The sequence below is a fragment of the Nonomuraea sp. ZG12 genome, from assembly GCF_052068115.1.
In the GTDB taxonomy this organism is placed as follows: Bacteria; Actinomycetota; Actinomycetes; order Streptosporangiales; family Streptosporangiaceae; genus Nonomuraea.
Genome location: NZ_JBQHCW010000036.1, coordinates 1 through 18046, shown reverse-complemented (window position 1 = coordinate 18046; position 18046 = coordinate 1). Strand labels below are relative to the sequence as shown.

Sequence of the window (18046 nt, the reverse complement as noted above, 5' to 3'; positions counted from 1 at the left end):
GGCGGATCTCCTTAGGAGGCCGGGCGTGAGGTCTGCAGCCCCAGGTGGAGGAGGACCGTCGCGGCGATGTCGGCGACCGTCCCGGCGCCGCGGATCAGCTCCATGGGCGGGATGTCCACGTTGAACTGGTGCCGCAGGGACAGCAGGAGTTCGGTGGCCATGAGCGAGTCCAGTCCGTACTCGTCGAGCCGCCGGTCGGGGGCGATCTCGTCGGCGGGGATCAGCAGGACGGCGGACAGCAGCGCGGTGACCTGCTCGACGATGTACGCGTGGGCCTCCTCTCCGGTCATCGCCGCCAGCATCGGCAGCAGGTCGACGGTGCCGATGCCGTGGTCCGCGCCGGGCGGGAGCACCGCCGACAGCCACGGCCGGCGCAGGCCGGGAAGCATCTGCCGGAGCCGGGCCCAGTCGCAGCGGCCCACCATCGCCACGTCGGCCCGCTCGCCGAGCATGTCGTCCACGGCGGCCAGCGCCCGGCCGGGAGCCATCGACTCGATGCCGAACCGGGCCAGCGCCTGGGCCTGCGTGCCGCCCGCCAGGACGCCGGTCCCGGCGAGCGCGCCGAGGCTGACCGCGAGCGCGGGCCGGCCCCTGGCCCGCCGCCTGCGAGCCAGCGCCTCCAGGAACAGGTTCGCGGACACGTACGACGACTGGCTGATGTTGCCGATCGTGGTCAGCGACGAGTACAGGACGAACGTGTCCAGGGGCAGGTCCCTGGTGAGCTCGTCCAGGACCAGCGCGCCGGCCACCTTGGGACGCAGGACCGCGCGGACGCGGTCGTCGGAGAGGTCGACCAGCGCGGCGTCGTCGAGGTGCATGGCGGCGTGCACGACGCCGCGCACCGGGTGGCCGCCTTCGTCAAGCTCACGCAGGATCGCGCGCACGGCGTCGCGGTCGGTGACGTCGGCGGCGTACGCCCGGACCTCCTCCGCGCCGATGGCCTTGAGCTCCTCCAGCAGCGCGGGAGCTCCGGGCGTGCCGGCTCCCCGGCGGCCGACCAGCGCCAGCCGGCGGACCCCGGCGCGGGCCAGGTGGCGGGCCGTGGCCGCGCCGAACCCGGTCAGGCCGCCGGTGACCAGGTACGTCCCGCCGGGACCCGGGTGTGGCCGGCCCGGGCGGGTCCGTACCAGGACGGGCTCGTCGCGCGGGTCGAGCGAGACGATGACCTTGCCGATGTGCCGGGAGTGCCGCATCAGCGCGAAGGCGTCGGCGACGCGCTCGGCCGGGTAGACGGTGTGCGGCAGCAGGGGGAGCTGAGCGCCGGCGTCGGAGAGGGATCGTGTCTGCTCGGCTATCTGGGCCGGGTTCTTCCACATCAGGGTGCCGATGTCCACGCCGAAGAAGGAGATGTTGTCGCCGAAGGGGCGCAGCGGCAGGTGCCTGCTCTCGTAGATGTCGCGTTTGCCCAGCTCGATGAAGCGGCCGCCGTGCCGCAGGCATTCCAGGCTGCGGGTGATGGCCTCGCCGGCCAGTGAGTTCAGGACGATGTCCACGCCGTGGCCGCCGGTCAGTTCCCTGATCTGGTCGGCGAAGCGCAGGCTGCGTGAGTCCAGTACATGCTCGGCCCCGAGGGCGCGCAGCAGGTCGCGTTTGGCGGGAGTGCCGGCCGTGGCGATCACCCGGGCGCCGGCGAGCCGGGCGTACTCCAGCGCGGCCAGGCCGACGCCGCCCGCCCCGCCGTGCACCAGGACGGTCTCGCCCGCCTTGATCCGGGCGCAGTGGTGCAGGGAGTGGTGCACGGTGGCGAACGCCATGGGCCGGGTGGCGGCCTGGGCGAAGGTGACGCCGTCGGGGATGGGCATGGTCACCCACTCCTCGATCAGCGCGTGGCTGCCGAACCCGACAGGCCCGGCCGTCGCCACCCGGTCGCCGGGCCTGAACCTGGTGACGCCGGGCCCGACGGCGGTGACGGTCCCGGCGCACTCCAGCCCCAGCTCGTGACCGCCGAAGACGGCCTCGACCGCCTCGGACGGCAGCAGGTTGACCGCGCGCATCACGTCGCGGTAATTCAGCCCGATCGCCCGCACCTCGACCAGCGCCTGTCCCGGCCCCGGCGTGGGCGGCTCGGTCCGCTCCCAGGCCAGGCCGTACGACAGGCCGGGGTCGCGCACGGTGAGCCGGTAGGCGGTGTCCGGGGACGCCGGGACAGCGTGTTCGTCCGTCTTGACCAGACGTGGAGTGAAGCGTCCCCGCCGGGTGAGGAGGATCTCGTCCTCTTCGCCGGGTGTCAGCAGCTCGGCGGCCAGTCGCGCCGCGTCGTGGCCGTCGTCACCGGTGCGGTGCAGGCACACGCGCCGGACGTCGAGGCGGGGCTGCTCGTTGCCCAGCGAGCGCGTCGTTCCCCAGGTGGCGGCATCCTGCGGATGGACGGGCCCGTCGGCGAGCCCCGGCTCCGGCAGCGCGCCGCACGGACGGCTCACCAGCCACAGCGCGACCCGCAGATCCTGGGGAAGCTCCTCGCAGGCCAGCGTGATGGCGCGCAGCGCCGCGGCCCGCCGGGTGATCTGCTCGACCACCACCTCGGCCTCGGGGGCCTCTTCGTCGGCTTCGGCCGTGTCGCCCAGCACGATCGCGAACGCGACGGCTCCGGCGGAGGGAGGCACCATGGCTGCCCACCCGGCGGGGTCGTCGCCGAGCGGCGACAGGCTCACGTGCGCGCCGCGTCGTTCCAGCAGCGACCCCAGGGCGGCGGCGAGCGAATCGCGGCCGTCCTCGTCCGCGACGATCCACACGTCACCGGTCACGACGTCCGGCAGCGCCGTTCGGGTGATCGCGGCGCCGGCCGGCAGAGCGTGACCGAGGCCGTCAACACCGGCGGAGCCGGTGAGCGGGCTGTCAGGGGCCGTGGCCAGCATCACCGAGAAGTCGCCCGTGCCGGGCTCGGGGCCCGCCTGGACGACGTCGGTGTAGCCGGCCTCGGACAGGAGCTCCGGCCATCCCGTCCAGGACAACAGCGGCGAGTCCGGTCGTACGTCGTGGTCGTCGAAGTCCCAGAAGTCAGGCATCAGCCCCAGGAACGGCAGCAGGGACTCCACGCGGTGCGGCTCGGCGACGAGCAGCTTGCCACCGGGCGCGAGCAGCGCGGACAACCCGCGCAGGGCGGCGGTCAGGTCGCGGGCCAGATGCAGGCAGCCACCCGCCACCACCAGGTCGTACCCGCCTGCGAGATACCCCTGAGCCGTGGGGTCGCCGTTCAGGTCGAGCAGGTCGAAGTCGACGAAGTCCACCCCGGACAGGCGCTGCTGCAGCCGGGCCAGCGCCGGTTCGGCGGCGTCGGTGACCGTGTAGTGGGTGCGGTCGGCGGGCAGGACCGGCAGCAGCGCGGCGGTGGTGCCGCCCGTCCCCGCGCCCACCTCCAGGATCCGCAGCGGCCGGTCAGCGGGCCACTCCTGGACGACCCGCTCCACGAGCGCCCGCGCGATCCGGTTGCCGAACAGGCTCGCGGGGCCGATGTCGTAGAACTGGTCCAGCAGCTCCGTGGCCCCGCCGGCCGCGAACACGTCGGCCGCCGACCGCTCGCCGCGCAGCAGTTCGCGCAGGTGCAGCCCGCCCCGCACCGCCAGCGCGCTCTGCGCCGCGAACGAGGTCCCCGCCCGGACCAGCTCGCCGTACGCCGCGTCCGGCCCCTCCCCGTCCGGCCCGGCTTGCGGAGTCAGCCGTACGTGCCGCTCGTCCGGGCGTTCCAGGAGGCCGTGCCGTTCCAGCAGGGGCAGCGCCGCCTGGATCATCCTCCGGTGGTGCGGCTCCTGGCACACGACAGACAGGTCGTGGACGGTGAGGCCGGACGTGACACCGCCGGTCAGCTCCACCAGCGCGGCGGTCAGCGTACGGGCGAAGGACTCTTCGAGCCGGGCCGCGTACGCGGGATGGTCGAGCTCCCGCCAGAGCGCCCGCACGCCGGCGAGCCGATCGGCCGCGTCGGCGAGGAGCCGCTCGGGGCCGGGCGCGGGCCAGGCGGCGGCCGGTTCGCCCGGCCGTGGCGCGGCCCGCAGCTCGACGTGGTAGCGGCTGACCGGGGTGGCGTGGAGGCCGGGCATCCGGCGCAGCCTGACGCCCTCCATCTCGGCCGTCACCCGGCCGTCCGCGCCGGCCACCGTGATGTCCCAGCAGACCTCCTCGGCGTCGCCGGACCGCTCACGGACGTGTACGAACCCATCCGGATCCGGCCTGCCCCACAGCCGCACCGCACCGATCGCCGCCGGCATGTAGCCGGTGCCCGAACGCAGCGCGTCCACCAGCCACACCACGCCCGCCTGCAGCGCGCTGTCCAGGACCACCGGATGCGCCTGGTAGCGCTCGTCGCGCTGGTCCGGGCACGCGTAGGCGCCCAGCACCTCGCGCTCACCCGTCCACAGACCCGTCAGCACCTGGAACCTCGGGCCCCACACCATGCGGCCCTCGGCGGCCCGCGCGTAGTAGCCGGGCACGTCCACCGGGGCGCTGATGCGGGCGCGCAGTTCCGCCACGTCCAGCGGCGGCGGGGCCTGGCGCAGCAGGGGCCGCACCCGGGCCCGGAAGTGCTCGCGCGCGCCCTGCCCTCTCGACGACATACTGGCCACCGTGATCGTGCCCGTCTCCGACAGCGAGGTCTGGACGAACACCGTCTCCGCGCTCGGCCCCGGCACCACCAGCGCACGGCTGATGGCCGCCTGGTCCACTTCGACCGCCGGGCCCGCCTCCGGTAACGCCAGCCGGCCGGCGGCCAGGGCCATCTCCACGTACCCGGTCGCGGGCATCACGGCGGCCCCGCCCGCCCGGTGGTCGGTGACCCAGGGCGCCCGGGCCTGGTCGAGCTCCCCGTGCCAGGAGGGTTCGAGCGTCGGCAGCCGCTGGCCCAGCAGCGGGTGCTGGATCGCCGGGTCGCCGATCGCGGGCGCCCACGAGAGCGGGCCGCCCGCCCAGTGGCGCTGCCGCTGCCACGGGTAGGCCGGCAGCGTCCACACCACGCCCCGGCGGGGGAAGTAGTGGTCCCAGTCGATCTCGGCGCCGGCCGCGACGAGCCGGGCGAGCGCGGTGCGCATCTGGGGCGCCCCCGGCCTCGCGCGCCGCAGCGTGGGCACGACGGCCGTGCGGGCGCGGGCCGCGCCCGAGGCACGGCGCAGGTACGTCTGCAGCACCGGATGCGGCCCCACCTCCACCAGCACGTCGAACCCATCGGCGAGCACCTGCTCCATCGCCGCTCCGAACCGCACCGGCCGGCGCAGGTTCTGCCACCAGTACGCCGTGTCCAGTTCCTCGCCCTTCAGCACGTCGCCCGTCACGGTCGACACCATGGGGATCCGGGCCCGCGACGGCCGCAGGTCCGCCAGCGCCGCGCACAGCGGCTCGCGCAGCGGGTCCATGGCGGCGCTGTGAAAGGGGTAGTCCACGTCCAGCTCGCGGAAGAACACCGCGCGTGCGGCCAGGTCCTCGCCCAGCTGCTTCAACGCCTCCTGCGGCCCGGCGACGGTGACGTCCCGGTCGGAGTTCACCGCGGCCACCTCCACCTGCGGGTAGTCGGTCAGGAGCTGCCGGGCGGCCCTCTCCGGCAGCCCGACCGCGGCCATCCGGCCCTGCCCGCGCGTCGCCGCCTGCGCCGTACCGCGCTCGGCGACCACCCGCGCCGCCTGGCCGAGCGACAGCGCCCCGCAGGCGTACGCGGCGGCCACCTCGCCGACGCTGTGCCCCAGCACCGCGCCCGGCCGCACACCCGCCGCGAGCAGCATCTCCACCAGGCCGACCTGTACGGCGAACAGCAGGGGCTGGGCGATCTCGGTCGCCGACAGCCGCCACCGGGCCACCGGCAGTGTCAGCTCCTCCAACACGGACCAGCCCAGGCGAGGTGTCAGCTCGGCGTCCACCGCTTCCACGGCGGCCCGGAACGTCCCGTCGGCCAGCAGATCGGCGCCCATCCCGGCCCACTGCGACCCGTTACCGCAGAACACCAGCGCCACCCGCCCCCTCTCCACCACCTCCCCGACCACCGCCACGGGCACCTCAAGCCCTGCCTCCGGGTCGCGTCCCCCTGACGGCACGTCGTCCGTCGTCGCAGGCGCGGTGGGCCTTCCCGCCGGCGGGTCGTCCTCCGTCGTAAGCGCGTTGGGTCTTCCTGACGGCACATCGCCCACTGCCTTCGGTACGTCGAGCGGCGGGCTCGCGGTGGGTTTGCCGCCTGCCACCCCTTCTTCTCTGACCTGGTTTGCGGCGGTTTCCGGGCCGAGGTCGGCGGCGGGCGGACCGTCCGGGGTGGCGGTGCGGAGGTGGGACAGGCTGAGGGCGGCCGCCGCTGCCGAGTCGGCCAGGACGACGGCACGATGCCGGTGGAGGGCACGCCGACGGGTCGCGGTGTAGGCGGCGTCGTAGAAGTCCCGTTCGTCGATCGACGCCAGGTGCTCGGCGGTCCGTTCGATGGCGTCGGCGAGCGCTGCCGGACTGCGCGCCGACACCACGAACGGGAGCGGCCCAGCGGATCCGGTCTCGCGGACCGACTCGGCCCGACGCTCGCCTCCCTGCGCAGAGGCGACAGCCCCAGAGCCGTTTCCCCCGGCCGCGGCTACCCCAGAGCGCGCAGTCCCCGGGCCCGGTGAGCCCAGGGCGGCCGTGCCGAGCGTCGCCGAGTCAGGGGGTGTGGGCTTGGGAACGACGGGGGTGCGGGTGGCGGGCTGGGGTGGGGGAGTCACGGGGGCCGGGCGGGGGTCGGGTGGGGCGGACAGGGCTATGTGAACGTTCGCGCCTCCGAACCCGAAGGAGTTCACCCCCACCACCGCTCGCCCCTCCGTCTCGGGCAGCGGTCGCGGCCGGGTGACGACGTTCAGCCCGAGGCCGTCGAAGTCGATGGCGGGGTTGAGCGTGGCGGCGTGCAGCGACGCCGGGATGGTCCGGTGCCGGAGCACCAGCAGCGCCTTGAACAGCCCGGGCATGCCGGAGGCCGGCTCCAGATGCCCCAGGTTCGTCTTGACCGAGCCGATCGGCAGGGCGCCGTTCGAGCGGCCGGTGCCGAGGGCGCGGCCCAGCGCCCGGCATTCGGCCGGGTCGCCCGCCTGGGTGCCGGTGCCGTGCGCTTCCACGTACACCACCTCGTCGGCCCCGATGCCGGCCTCGCGGTACACCTGCCGCAGCAGCGCCTCCTGCGCGTCGGTGTTGGGCAGGGCCAGCCCGACGGTGTGACCGTCGTTGTTGGCGGCGGCGCCGACGATCACCCCGTGCACCCGGTCCCCGTCGGCGAGCGCGTCGGCGAGCTGTTTGAGCACGACCACGCCGCCGCCCTCGGCGCGGACGAACCCGTCGGCCTCGGCGGAGAAGGCGCGGCACCGCCCGGTGGGCGACAGCATCGACGCCTGGCTGAACCCGACGAAACCCGTGGGGCTGAGCAGCACGTTGACCCCGCCGGCCAGGGCCACCCGGCTGGAGCCCTCGGCGAGCGACCGGCAGGCCCGTTCGACCGCCTGCAGCGAGGACGAGCAGGCGGTGTCGACGATCATGCTCGGCCCGCGCAGGTCGAAGACGTGTGACAGCCGGTTGGCGGCGATCGACAGCGCCATCCCGGACATGCTGTACGGGCCCAGGGAGCCGCGTTCCAGCGCCTGGAGCACACCGTACGACGGGTCGGAGATGCCGACGAACACTCCCATGTCGCTGCCGGCCAGGCGTGCCGGGTCGATGCCCGCGTCGTCGAACGCCTCGGCGGCCATCTCCAGCAGCAGCCGCTGCTGCGGGTCCATCGAGGCGGCCTCCTTGGGGGAGATCCCGAAGTAGGCGGCGTCGAAGGTGGCGATGTCCCGGAGGAACCCGCCTGCCCGGGTGTAGCTCCGGTCCGGTCTCGGGATGCTCTCGTCGATGTACCGCTCGGCCTCGAACCGGTCCGGCGGCACCGTACCGACCAGGTCGTCGCCACGCAGCAGGGCCTGCCACAGCCCGTCGAGGTCCGTGATGCCGCCCGGAAGCCTGCACCCCACTCCGACCACCGCTACAGCCTGCCGAGGCCATACCCGCCCGTTACCGCCACCGCCTGTGCTCATCCTGTCACCTTTCTGATCGCCCGCGACCCCATGCCACCACAGCCGTGTGTGACTGGACAGCAACTGTTCGTGTTCCTCCACGGTCACGGTGTTGCCTCCCGTTAAGGCATGGTGTGGTGGGGCTCGGAGACGTACGCGCGAGGCTGGGATGTTACATAGAGCAATTGAACCTATGCACGGAGTGTCCAGCTGGTGCATCGCCGAGAAGATCCCGATGACCCCTGTTCGGCGATGAGGATGATCCGGTCCGGCATGCTGGGACGATGCTGGAAACCTCGGTCCGCCTGCTGCGCCTGCTCTCGTTGCTCCAGGCGCGCCCCGACTGGCCCGGCGCCGAGCTGGCCGACCGGCTCGGCGTCACCACCAGGACCGTGCGCAACGACATCGAGCGGCTGCGCGGCATGGGCTACGAGATCCACTCGGCCACGGGGACGGCGGGCGGTTACCGGCTCGGGGCGGGGGCGGCGCTGCCTCCGCTGCTGCTCGACGACGAGGAGGCCGTCGCGGTGGCCGTCAGCCTGCACGCCGCCGCAGGCGGCACCGTGACCGGCATCGAGGAGACCTCGCTGCGCGCGCTCACCAAGCTCCAGCAGATGCTGCCGGCACGCCTGCGGCACCGCATCGAGGCGGTACGGGCCGCCACGGTGTCGGTCGCCGGGCGCGGCCCCATGGTGGACGCCGGGACCCTGACGGTGATCGCCGCGGCCGTCCGCGACCACGAGGGGCTGCGCTTCGACTACCGGGACCATGACGGCGCGGTGACCATCCGCTCGGCCGAGCCGCACCGTCTCGTGTACACCGGCCGGCGCTGGTATCTGCTCGCCTGGGACACCGACCGCGACGACTGGCGGACCTTCCGCGCCGACCGCATCACGCCCCGCACGCCGAACGGTCCCCGCTTCACCCCGCGCGAGCCCCCGGGTGGCGACGCCGCGGCCCACGTCGTGCGCGGCGCCGGCTCGACCGCCTACCGGCATCCGGCTCTCGTACGGCTGCACGCGCCGTACGAGACGCTCTTCGAGCGGCTTCCGCCGGCGGCCGGTCTGCTGCGCGCCGACGGCGAGGGGGCCTGTGTCCTGGAGACCGGCGGAGAGTCGTTCCACAATCTGGCCGCGTTTCTGAGCACCCTGGAGGTCCCCTTCGAGGTGCTCGACCCGCCCGAGCTCCGGGCCTTCCTGCGCGACCTGGCGCGGCGTTACACGGCCGCCGCCCAGGAAGGCTGACGGCGTGTCAGCACGCCTTCGACGGGTGGTCAGGCTGTTTTGATCGCGCCGCCGTCGATCAGGTAGTCGGCTCCGGCGATGCTGGCGCCGAGCGGTGAGGCCAGGTAGACGACCAGTGCGGCCACCTCGCCGGGCTCGACGAACCGGCCCGTCGTCATGCCGGACTGTCCCGGGATCGCCTGGAGCAGCTCCTCGTGCGGCACTCCCAGCGCCTTGGCCAGCTCCGCGCCGTATCCCTGCGGTCCCTCCCACAGCGGCGTTCGCACCGCGCCGGGCGAGATCGTGTTGACCCGTACGCCCCGCGGCCCGAACTCCTCGTTCAGCGCCTTCCCGAATGCCGTCAGCGCCGCCTTCGCGGTCGTGTAGGGGATCGGCCCCGCACTCGGCTGCCGGGCGCTGGTGGAGGAGATGTTCACGATCGTGCCGCCCCGCTCGACCAGGCTGGGCAGGGTCGCCCGGGTGACGCGTACCGCGCTGAGGAAGTTCAGCTCGTACGTGCCGAGCCACTGCTCGTCGCCGAAGGTGAGGAACCCGCCGGCCTGCCCCTTCCCCTCGCCGCCGCCGACGTTGTTGACCAGGACGTCGACGCCGCCCAGCTCGGCCATCGCCCGCTCGGTCAACGCGGTGACGCCCGCGGCGGTGGACAGGTCGGCGGTCACGACGTGTGCGCCCGTCTCCTTCAGCTCGGTGGTGAGCGTGCGGGCTCCGGCGACCACGCGCACTCCCTCGTCCGTCAGCGCCCGCACGATCGACAGGCCGATCCCCCGGCTGGCGCCGGTCACCACTGCGGTCTTGCCGGTCAGTCCAAGATCCATGACAGAACCCTTTCCGCTAAGTCGCGACACTTCCGATGCACTGACGCTACAACTTGCGACATAAATGTTGCAAGTCACCTCCGACTAGGCACACTGATGTAACCTGGCGCGGTGAACAAGATGCGCTCGGACACGGAGCGAACCGTCCGGACGATCCTGGAGGCGGCCGAACGCGTCCTCAGCCGGAACCCGGCGGCGAGCATGGAGCAGATCGCCGAGGCCGCCGGGGTCGCCCGTACGACCGTGCACCGCCGCTTCGCCTCACGTGACGCGCTCGTCGACGCGATGGCCGCCTGGGCCACCCGGCGGTTCGCCGAGGCCGTCGATGCGGCCTACACGACCACGGCTCCGCCCCTGGTCACGCTGCACCAAGTGACCGCGAACGTGCTCCGCGTCAAGATCGACTGGGGATACGCGATGAGCCGGACCGCTTCCGCCGATGCCGAGGTCGCGCGCGTGCACGCCGAGGTCCGTGAGCGGTGCGACGAGATGTTCCGCAGGGCGCGCGAGGCGGGCCTGCTCCGCGCGGACACCGATCTCGACTGGGCGCGCCGCGTCTACTACGCGCTCATCCACGAGGCGGCGATGGAGCCGGACGAGGGTCAGGACGACGGCCAGGACGCGGACGCCCTGGCCGCTCGTCTCGTCGACACGCTGCTGCACGGTTTCGGCGGGCGCGGTTGACCGCGTCACAGGACCGGGCGTGCCGTTCGCTCAGTGGGGTGTCTTCTCCCCGGCCTCGATCGCGAACGGCAGCCGGTTGGCCGGCGGGGCCACGGGGCAGATGGGAAAGTGATCGCTGAACGCGCAGGGCAGGTTGACCGTGCGGTTGAAGTCCAGCGTCACGTTGCCCTCGCCGTCCGGGCCGGCGATGTCCAGGGAGCGGCCCGCCCCATAGGTGGTGACGCCGCTGGTGGCGTCGGTGAAGACCGTGAGCAGCATCCCGTGCGAGCCGATCACCTGGAGGGTGTGCTCGCTGCCCGCGTACGAGAAGCGCACCAGGCCGGGCGAGTCGTGCTGGTGGGCCTCCCAGCCCACGGAGTCGAGCGTCACGGACGTGGGCGAGTCGTAGCGTTCGAGGCGGCCGGGGATCACCCAGCGCGGGCTGGGCTCGTGAACGGGCACGCCGTCGAAGTCACGTCGCGCCGGTGAGCTCGGGTCGTAGGTCACGATCAGGTACGTGCCCCGGTAGGTGATGCCCACCTCCACGTCCCCCACGGTGACCCGGAGGTCGTCGGGGGCGCCGGCGAGGGCGAACCGGCGTTCGGCGGTGAAGGCCTCACCGTCGAAGGCCATCGGGGAGCCCTGCGGGTCGATGTGGAGGGCGTCCCCGTGCTGCCACCACAGGCCAGGCAGCCCGGCGGGGTTCCGGGGCGTGTCGTCGAGCCATTCGTGCGAGGTGGCGGCCAGCCAGCCCAAAGGCCGGGTGAGCCATTGCTCCCAGCCCGCCCGCCACTCCTGCCAGGCGCGGGTGAACTCCTGCGGGCCGGTGGGAACGGGTGCGTCGCTCATGATGATCATCCACTTTCTATTCGATGTCGGTCGTAGGACGGGCCCACGTCGCGAAGAGGGTCAGGGCGAGCAGGGGGAAGGCGACCCCGGCGGTGAGGGCTGTCGCGATCGCCCCCGCCTCACCGGCTCCGCCCGCGGCGGCGCTGCCGTACACCGTGGTCAGCACGGCCAGGCCGAGCGCGCCGCCGAGCTGCTGCATCCCCTGGTTGAGGCTGGAGGCGGCGCCGACCTGGGCCGGCGGCGCCTGGTGCATGATGACGGCGGTGAGCGGCGCGACGGTCAGTCCCGCGCCGAGGCCGAGCAGGACGAACGGCCCGAGCAGGCCACCGGCGAAGGTGTCGGCGGCATCGATCCGCGACATCCACCACAGCCCGGCGAGCAGGCCGAGCATCCCGAGGGAACCGATGATCCGCTCTCCGTGCCGCGTCACCAGGCGGCTGGTCAGGAGGTTCGTGACGAGCAGCGCGGCGGTGAAGGGCAGGACGGACAGCCCCGTCTGGAGCGGGGTGAAGCCCAGGGCGTTCTGGGTGAACAACGCGGCGAAGTAGAGAAAGCCTGCCTGACCGGCCGGGATCAGCATCATGGCCAGCAGCGGGGCCGCGCTGCGCATCCTCGTGAAGAACCCGAGCGGCACGACCGGTGCGGCATGACGCCGCTCGATGAGGACCAGGGCGAGCAGCCCGGCGATCGAGACCGCGAACGAGCCGAGGACGACCGGGTCGGCCCAGCCGTGGGAGGCGGCGTTGACGAGGCCGTAGACCAGGGCGGTCATGCCGGCCGTGGACGCGACGGCCCCGCCGACGTCCAGGCGGGCCGGAGCGCGGGGCGCCTCCGGCACCAGCAGGCGTACCCCCACGAGGACGACCAGGCCGACGGGGATGTTGACGAACATCACCCATTCCCAGCCCAGGGATGTGGTCAGCACCCCGCCGAGCACCAGACCGCTCGCCGCGCCGAGGCCGATGGCCAGCACGAACACGCTCATCGCCCGCGCGCGCTGCGGACCCGGCCTGGTGATCGACATCAACAGCACGAGCGTGCCCGGCGCGGCCAGGGCCGCTCCCAGACCTTGCAGGACGCGGGCGGCGATGAGCATCGCCGGCGTCGTGGCCGCACCGCCCAGCGCGGAGGCGGCGGTGAAGATCGACACGCCGATCAGCAACGTGCGGCGCGGGCCGACGATCGAGCCCACCTTGCCGCTGAGCAGAACCAGACCGCCGAAGACCAGGGCGTAGGAGGTGACCACCCAGGACAGGCCGGTCGCCGAGAAGCCCAGCGCGTGCCGGATCTGGGGCAGCGCGACGTTCACCACGCTGTTGTCGATCACCAGGATGAGCTGGGTGAGGGACAGCACGATGACCGCCGGGTAGCGCAGTCGCGGTGCGGCGGATGGGTGGTCGCCGCCGGCCGCCGTCCGTTGATGCGGCGGCGGGATGACGCGGTCGTGGCCCGGATCGTGCCCGGAGCTCTGGAGGGGTCGGGTGCTCATCGTGAGCGTCCTTTCTGACAGTGGCCGGCGTCGTGCGGCTGGGAGTCTGCGTCACCTCCGGGTGCGGACGCACAAGAAATTGCCGACTCGGCAAGAGACGCTCCGCGGGGAATTCCGGCGCGCACCTGGATGGTTGACGCCATGGCCGGATGCGGACCCGTGCCCGGCGCCTGTGTTCCTCGTTGCCGAGTCAGCAAGGATGGCCACTGTGGACGACGATCTCGACGCCGCGCTGACGGCAATGGGCCCCAGGCTTCGGCGGTTGCGCCGCCATCGCGGCCGGACCCTGGGCTGACCTGGCCGCGGAGACCGGCATATCGGAGAGCACCCTGTCGCGCCTGGAGAGCGGCCTGCGGCGGCCGAACCTCGAACTTCTCCTGCCGCTGGCCAGGGCGCACGGCATGCCGCTGGAGGAGCTCATCGGTGCGCCGCAGACCGGCGACCCGCGCGTCCACCTGCGGCCGATCCGGCGCGACGGCATGACGTACATCCGGCTGACCCAGAAGGCGGGCGGCACCCAGTCGTACAAGCTGATCATCCCCGGCGCGACGGGCACCGCCGAGCCCGATCTGCAGAGCCATGAAGGCTACGAGTGGCTGTACGTGCTCAGCGGCCGGCTACGGTTCGTGCTCGGTGACCGGGACCTCACGCTGGCGTCCGGTGAGGTGGCCGAGTTCGACACGCGGGTCCCGCACTGGATGGGCAACGCCGGGGCCACACCGGTCGAGCTGCTCATCCTGTTCGGGCCTCAGGGGGAACGCGCCCACGTCCGCGCCCGGCCACGCCCGGACGACCGCTGACCTTTCGCGAACCGGGCCTACTTCGGCTGGGCCCCGAGCTCGCCGAACGCCTTTCGGCTGTGGGCGAGCAGCTCGCGCAGGGCGGGGTTGTGCGTGCCCTGCCAGATCAGGGCGAGCAGAGCGGGCGTGTCGACGTCGTCGATGGTCAGGGCGGTGAGCCGGTCGCGGTAGCGGGCGGCCATCGACTCGCTGAGGACGGCGACGGCGAGCCCACGAGCGGCCAGGTCGGCGATGGCCTCGGCGGCGCTGGCCTGCAGGGCGATCACCGGCTGGACGTGCCGCGCCGCGCACGCCTGGTCGAACACCGTGCGCAGGCCGGTGCCCAGTGGCATGCAGACGATCGGGTGGTCGGCCAGCTCGCGCAGGCTGACGTGCCGCCGGTTCGCCAGGGGATGCCCGGAGGGGACCGCCGCGACGAGTCGCTCGCTGATGATGGTCAGCGCGTCCAGACCGTCGGGGGTGGCGGTCGCGGTGCCGACGAGCGCCAGGTCGATGGTCGCTGCCCGGACTCCGTCGACGAGCCGGTCGGAGTTGTCCTCCTGCAGCGAGAGCTCCACGCCGGGATGCGCCCGGTGGAAGGCGGCCAGGGCGTCGAACAGCGGGGTGACCGTACAGCCGATGACCATGCCGACGGTGAGCCGTCCCCGGATCAGGCCGGTCACCTCGCCCACGGAGCGGCCGACGGCGCCGGCGGCGGCGAGCGCGGCGCGGGCGGGCCCGAGCGCGGCCTTGCCCGCGACGGTGAGGGTGGCGGCGCGCGCCGAGCGGTCGAACAGCTCCGCGCCGAGCTCGCGTTCGAGCCGGCGGATCTGGGCGCTGACGCCGGACTGGCTGATGTGCACCCGCTCGGCCGCCCGGGTGAAGTTACGCTCCTCGGCGACCGCGACGAAGTATTCGAGCTGCCTCAGATCCATAACTGGCAATCATAGTTTCCATCAGAAGCAGCTGTTGGACTTCTGGCTAGGTGCTTGCCACCCTGAAAGCATGACCGAATATGAGAAGGCCATGCGGCCCGAGGACATCACCCGCCTGTTCGTGGAGCGGTCCAACGCCGGTGACGCCGCCGGTGTCGCCGCGCTGTACGAAGAGGACGCGGTGCTGGCCTATCCGCCGGGCGGCCGGACGGTGGGCCGGGAGGCGATCCGCGCCCTGTGGGAGAAGGTGCTGGCCAACCGGCCCCGCTTCGAGCAGGAACAACCGCTGCCGACCCTGATCAGCGGCGACATCGCGCTCACCTCGACCCCGCCGAAGGACAACGCGGGCGCCCGCGCGCAGGTGGTGCGGCGCCAGCCCGACGGAAGCTGGCTCCGCCTGCTCGACCAGCCCGAGTTCGTCAGCCCGCGCGGCTGACAGCGCGACCGACAGCGCGTCCCGGATTCAGTCGGCGACGCCGACCTCGCCGCCGACGCGGTCGGCGTCCGCGACGTGCAGCAGGGCCGTCAGCAGGCCGGGAAAGCGGGTGTCGAGGTCGGCGCGCCGCAACCGGACGTAGCAGCGGGTGCCTTCCTGGCGGGTCCGGGTGATGCCCGCGTCCCGCAGCACCTTCAGATGGTGGCTGAGCGTCGACTTGGCGACGGGCGCGCGCAACTCGCCCCACGCCCGCTCCCGGTCATCGGCCAGCACCCGGACCAGCCCGAGCCGGATGGGATCGCTGATCGCGCCTAAGACCCGGATGAGCGTCATCTCGGAGGGGTGGGGGTGGTGAGGATCCTTCACGATTCCAATGCTACCTTCGTTCGTTGTTCGTCGAACTTCGAATGATGGAGCCTTCTGTGACTGCACCCGACCATACGACCGGCGACTTCACCGGTCAGGTCGTGATCGTGACCGGCGCGGGCTCCGGCATCGGACGCGCCGCCACGATCGCCTTCGCCCGCGCCGGAGCCCATGTGCTGGGAGTCGGCCGACGCCCCGACGCCCTCGCCGCCACCGAGGCCGAGCACCCCCGCATCGTCGCGTTCCCCCTGGACATCTGTGCCGAGGGCGCGGCAGACCAGGTCGTGCGGGCCGCGATCGACCGATGGGGACGCCTGGACGTCGTGGTGAACAACGCCGGCATCACGGGGATGATGCCGCTCGCGGAGGTCACCGCCGCCCGGATCACCGACATGCTGACCACCAACGTCACCGCCCCCAGCCTCCTGGCGTCGGCCGCACTGGAGCACCTACGGGCGTCGCGCGGAGTGATCGTCAACGTGTCCAGCACCTTCGGCCACCGGCCCATCGCGGGAGCCTCCCACTACGCGGCCACCAAGGCCGCGATCGAGCAGCTCACCCGCAGCTGGGCGCTGGAGCTCGCGCCGGAGGGCATCCGGGTCAACGCGGTGGCCCCGGGCCCGACCGAGAGCGAGGCCCTGGCCTCGGCCGGCCTGCCGCAGGCCGTCATCGACGAGATCAAGGACGACGAGGCCGCCCGCATCCCGCTCGGCCGGCGCGGCGACCCCGCCGAGGTGGCCGCCTGGATCCTGCGGCTGTCCGACGCCCACACCGCCTGGCTCACCGGGCAGATTCTCACGGTCGACGGCGGGTACGAGCTCGTCTGATCAGGCGAACCCGCCGAGCGCCTGCCGGGCTCGTCGCAGGAAGGCCCGCTCCGCCTCGTTCGCGGTGCGGTCGAGGGCCACGTCGTAGGCGGACGCCGCCTCCGTGACGCGGCCCAGCCGGCGCAGCAGATCGGCGCGGATGGCGTGGAACAGGCGGTAGCCGTCGAGATCGAGGGCGTCGACGAGGGTGAGCGCCGGCTGCGGGCCGTCGACCTCGGCCACCGCCACGGCCCGGTTGAGCGCCACGATCGGGCTCGGGGCGATCGCCATGAGCTGGTCGTACAGCAGCACGATCTGCCTCCAGTCGGTGGGCGGCTCGCTGTGCACGGCGTTGATCGCGGCCTGGACCTGGTACGGCCCGGGCCGGCCACGCCGCAGGCAGCGCCGTACCAGCTCCTGGCCCTCGGCGATCAGCGCCCGGTCCCAGAGGCCGTGGTCCTGGTCGGCGAGCAGGACGAGCTCGCCGTCCGGCGAGACACGGGCGGGGCGGCGCGACTCCAGCAGGAGCATGAGCGCGAGCAGCCCGGCGACCTCGGGCTCGTCCGGCATGAGCTCGGCCAGCAGCCGTCCGAGGCGGACGGCCTCGGCGCACAGGTCCTCGCGGACCAGCCGGTCGCCCGAACCGGCCAGGTAACCCTCGTTGAAGATCAGGTAGATGACGGCCAGCACGGCCTGCAGGCGGTCGGGCAGATCGGCCTCGTACGGGATCCGGTACGGGATGCGAGCGTCGCGGATCTTGCCCTTGGCGCGGATGAGGCGCTGGGCCATGGTCGGCTCCGGCACCAGGAAGGCGCGGGCGATCTCGGCGGTGGTGAGCCCGCCCAGCAGCCGGAGCGTGAGGGCGACCTGGGCGGCCCTGGCGAGCGCCGGATGGCAGCAGGTGAAGATCAGGCGGAGCCGGTCGTCGCGCACGGGGCCTTCCTCCACGGGTTCGTCGCGGGCGTGCAGCAGGGCGGCCTGGGCGTGCCGGTCCTGGCGGGAGGCCTCACGCCGGAGGCGGTCGACGGCCCGGTTGCGGGCGGTGGTGATGATCCAGCCCGCCGGGCTCGGCGGCAGCCCTTCGGCGGGCCAGCGGTCCACCGCGACGGTGAAGGCGTCCTGGACCGCCTCTTCGGCGATGTCGATGTCGCCGAAGACGCGGACCAGGACGGCGACCGCGCGCCCGTACTCCTGGGTGAAGACGCCTTCGATCGCCGAGAGGGACGTCACTGGAACGGCCGCACCTCGATCGGCAGCGTGGTGGCGCGGGCGAGTTTGCGGCCCCAGGCGAGGGCGGCGTCGAGGTCGGGCGCCTGGATGACGGTGAACCCGCCCAGGTGCTCCTTGCCTTCGGTGAACGGGCCGTCGGTCATGAGCACCTCGCCCGCCTGCGGGCGCAGCACGGTGGCGGTGCCGGGCGGGTGCAGCGCGGCGGCGAAGACCCACGCGCCCGCCGCCCGGAGTTCGGCGTTGAGCGCTTCGAGATCGCGCATGACCGGCTCCAGGACCTCAGGCGGAGGCGGGTCGCCGTCGGGCTGGTAGATGCTGAGCAGATACTGCTTCATCGCGGATGTCCTCCCTTGCTGTCTCACCTTCTATACGAACGACATCCCCGCGAATCGACAGCCGTCCTGGCTCAGGTGTAGTAGCCGTCGACCGGGGCGCGGGCCTCGTCGTAGAGCGCCGGG

The 18046-nt window shown here is 73.0% G+C and carries 12 protein-coding genes and 1 pseudogene; 5 read left to right on the top strand and 8 right to left on the bottom strand.

Annotated elements, in window-relative coordinates; all coding sequences use genetic code 11:
• Positions 1-11: 11 nt before the first annotated feature.
• Complete coding sequence (locus ACTMTF_RS45415; protein ID WP_441116298.1) at positions 12-7943, bottom strand: SDR family NAD(P)-dependent oxidoreductase; 7932 nt, start codon at positions 7941-7943, stop codon at positions 12-14.
• A 317-nt stretch (positions 7944-8260) separates the two neighbouring features.
• Here ACTMTF_RS45415 and ACTMTF_RS45410 point away from each other — a divergent pair, with 317 nt between their 5' ends.
• Positions 8261-9220, top strand: coding sequence for a helix-turn-helix transcriptional regulator (locus ACTMTF_RS45410; RefSeq protein WP_441116297.1), 960 nt, complete (start codon positions 8261-8263; stop codon positions 9218-9220).
• A 29-nt stretch (positions 9221-9249) separates the two neighbouring features.
• On the opposite strand, the gene ACTMTF_RS45405 is transcribed toward ACTMTF_RS45410, so the two are convergent.
• A complete protein-coding gene (locus ACTMTF_RS45405) occupies positions 9250-10035 on the bottom strand; it encodes an oxidoreductase (RefSeq protein ID WP_441116296.1) in 786 nt (261 codons plus the stop codon).
• Positions 10036-10155: 120 nt separating this feature from the next.
• Between ACTMTF_RS45405 and ACTMTF_RS45400 the strand changes: the two genes are divergently transcribed.
• Positions 10156-10719 carry a TetR/AcrR family transcriptional regulator gene (locus ACTMTF_RS45400; RefSeq protein WP_441116346.1) on the top strand — a complete coding sequence of 188 codons (564 nt, stop codon included), beginning with the start codon at positions 10156-10158 and terminating at the stop codon, positions 10717-10719.
• A 30-nt stretch (positions 10720-10749) separates the two neighbouring features.
• On the opposite strand, the gene ACTMTF_RS45395 is transcribed toward ACTMTF_RS45400, so the two are convergent.
• Both ACTMTF_RS45395 and ACTMTF_RS45390 read right to left on the bottom strand, forming a co-directional pair.
• A complete protein-coding gene (locus ACTMTF_RS45395) occupies positions 10750-11547 on the bottom strand; it encodes a DUF1684 domain-containing protein (protein ID WP_441116295.1) in 798 nt (265 codons plus the stop codon).
• A gap of 16 nt (positions 11548-11563) precedes the next feature.
• Positions 11564-13036: an MFS transporter gene (locus ACTMTF_RS45390; protein WP_441116294.1), complete on the bottom strand. Its 1473-nt coding sequence runs from the start codon at positions 13034-13036 to the stop codon at positions 11564-11566.
• Positions 13037-13244: 208 nt separating this feature from the next.
• On the opposite strand from ACTMTF_RS45390, the pseudogene ACTMTF_RS45385 reads away from it, so the two are divergent.
• Positions 13245-13836: pseudogene (locus ACTMTF_RS45385) on the top strand (helix-turn-helix domain-containing protein).
• Between the two features lie 17 nt (positions 13837-13853).
• On the opposite strand, the gene ACTMTF_RS45380 reads toward ACTMTF_RS45385, so the two are convergent.
• Positions 13854-14750: a LysR family transcriptional regulator gene (locus tag ACTMTF_RS45380; RefSeq protein WP_441116293.1), complete on the bottom strand. Its 897-nt coding sequence runs from the start codon at positions 14748-14750 to the stop codon at positions 13854-13856.
• Between the two features lie 70 nt (positions 14751-14820).
• Between ACTMTF_RS45380 and ACTMTF_RS45375 the strand changes: the two genes are divergently transcribed.
• On the top strand, positions 14821-15186 hold the full coding sequence (locus ACTMTF_RS45375) for a YybH family protein (RefSeq protein WP_441116292.1): 366 nt from the start codon (positions 14821-14823) through the stop codon (positions 15184-15186).
• 27 nt (positions 15187-15213) lie between these two features.
• Here the strand turns inward: ACTMTF_RS45375 and ACTMTF_RS45370 are convergent, their stop codons facing one another.
• Complete coding sequence (locus ACTMTF_RS45370; RefSeq protein ID WP_441116291.1) at positions 15214-15552, bottom strand: ArsR/SmtB family transcription factor; 339 nt, start codon at positions 15550-15552, stop codon at positions 15214-15216.
• A 56-nt stretch (positions 15553-15608) separates the two neighbouring features.
• Here ACTMTF_RS45370 and ACTMTF_RS45365 point away from each other — a divergent pair, with 56 nt between their 5' ends.
• A complete protein-coding gene (locus ACTMTF_RS45365; protein ID WP_441116290.1) occupies positions 15609-16379 on the top strand; it encodes an SDR family NAD(P)-dependent oxidoreductase in 771 nt (256 codons plus the stop codon).
• On the opposite strand, the gene ACTMTF_RS45360 is transcribed toward ACTMTF_RS45365, so the two are convergent.
• Both ACTMTF_RS45360 and ACTMTF_RS45355 read right to left on the bottom strand, forming a co-directional pair.
• Positions 16380-17588, bottom strand: coding sequence for an RNA polymerase sigma factor (locus ACTMTF_RS45360; protein WP_441116289.1), 1209 nt, complete (start codon positions 17586-17588; stop codon positions 16380-16382).
• Positions 17585-17923 carry a YciI family protein gene (locus ACTMTF_RS45355; protein ID WP_441116288.1) on the bottom strand — a complete coding sequence of 113 codons (339 nt, stop codon included), beginning with the start codon at positions 17921-17923 and terminating at the stop codon, positions 17585-17587. Before ACTMTF_RS45355 ends, ACTMTF_RS45360 begins: the two co-directional genes overlap by 4 nt.
• Positions 17924-18046 lie beyond the last annotated feature (123 nt).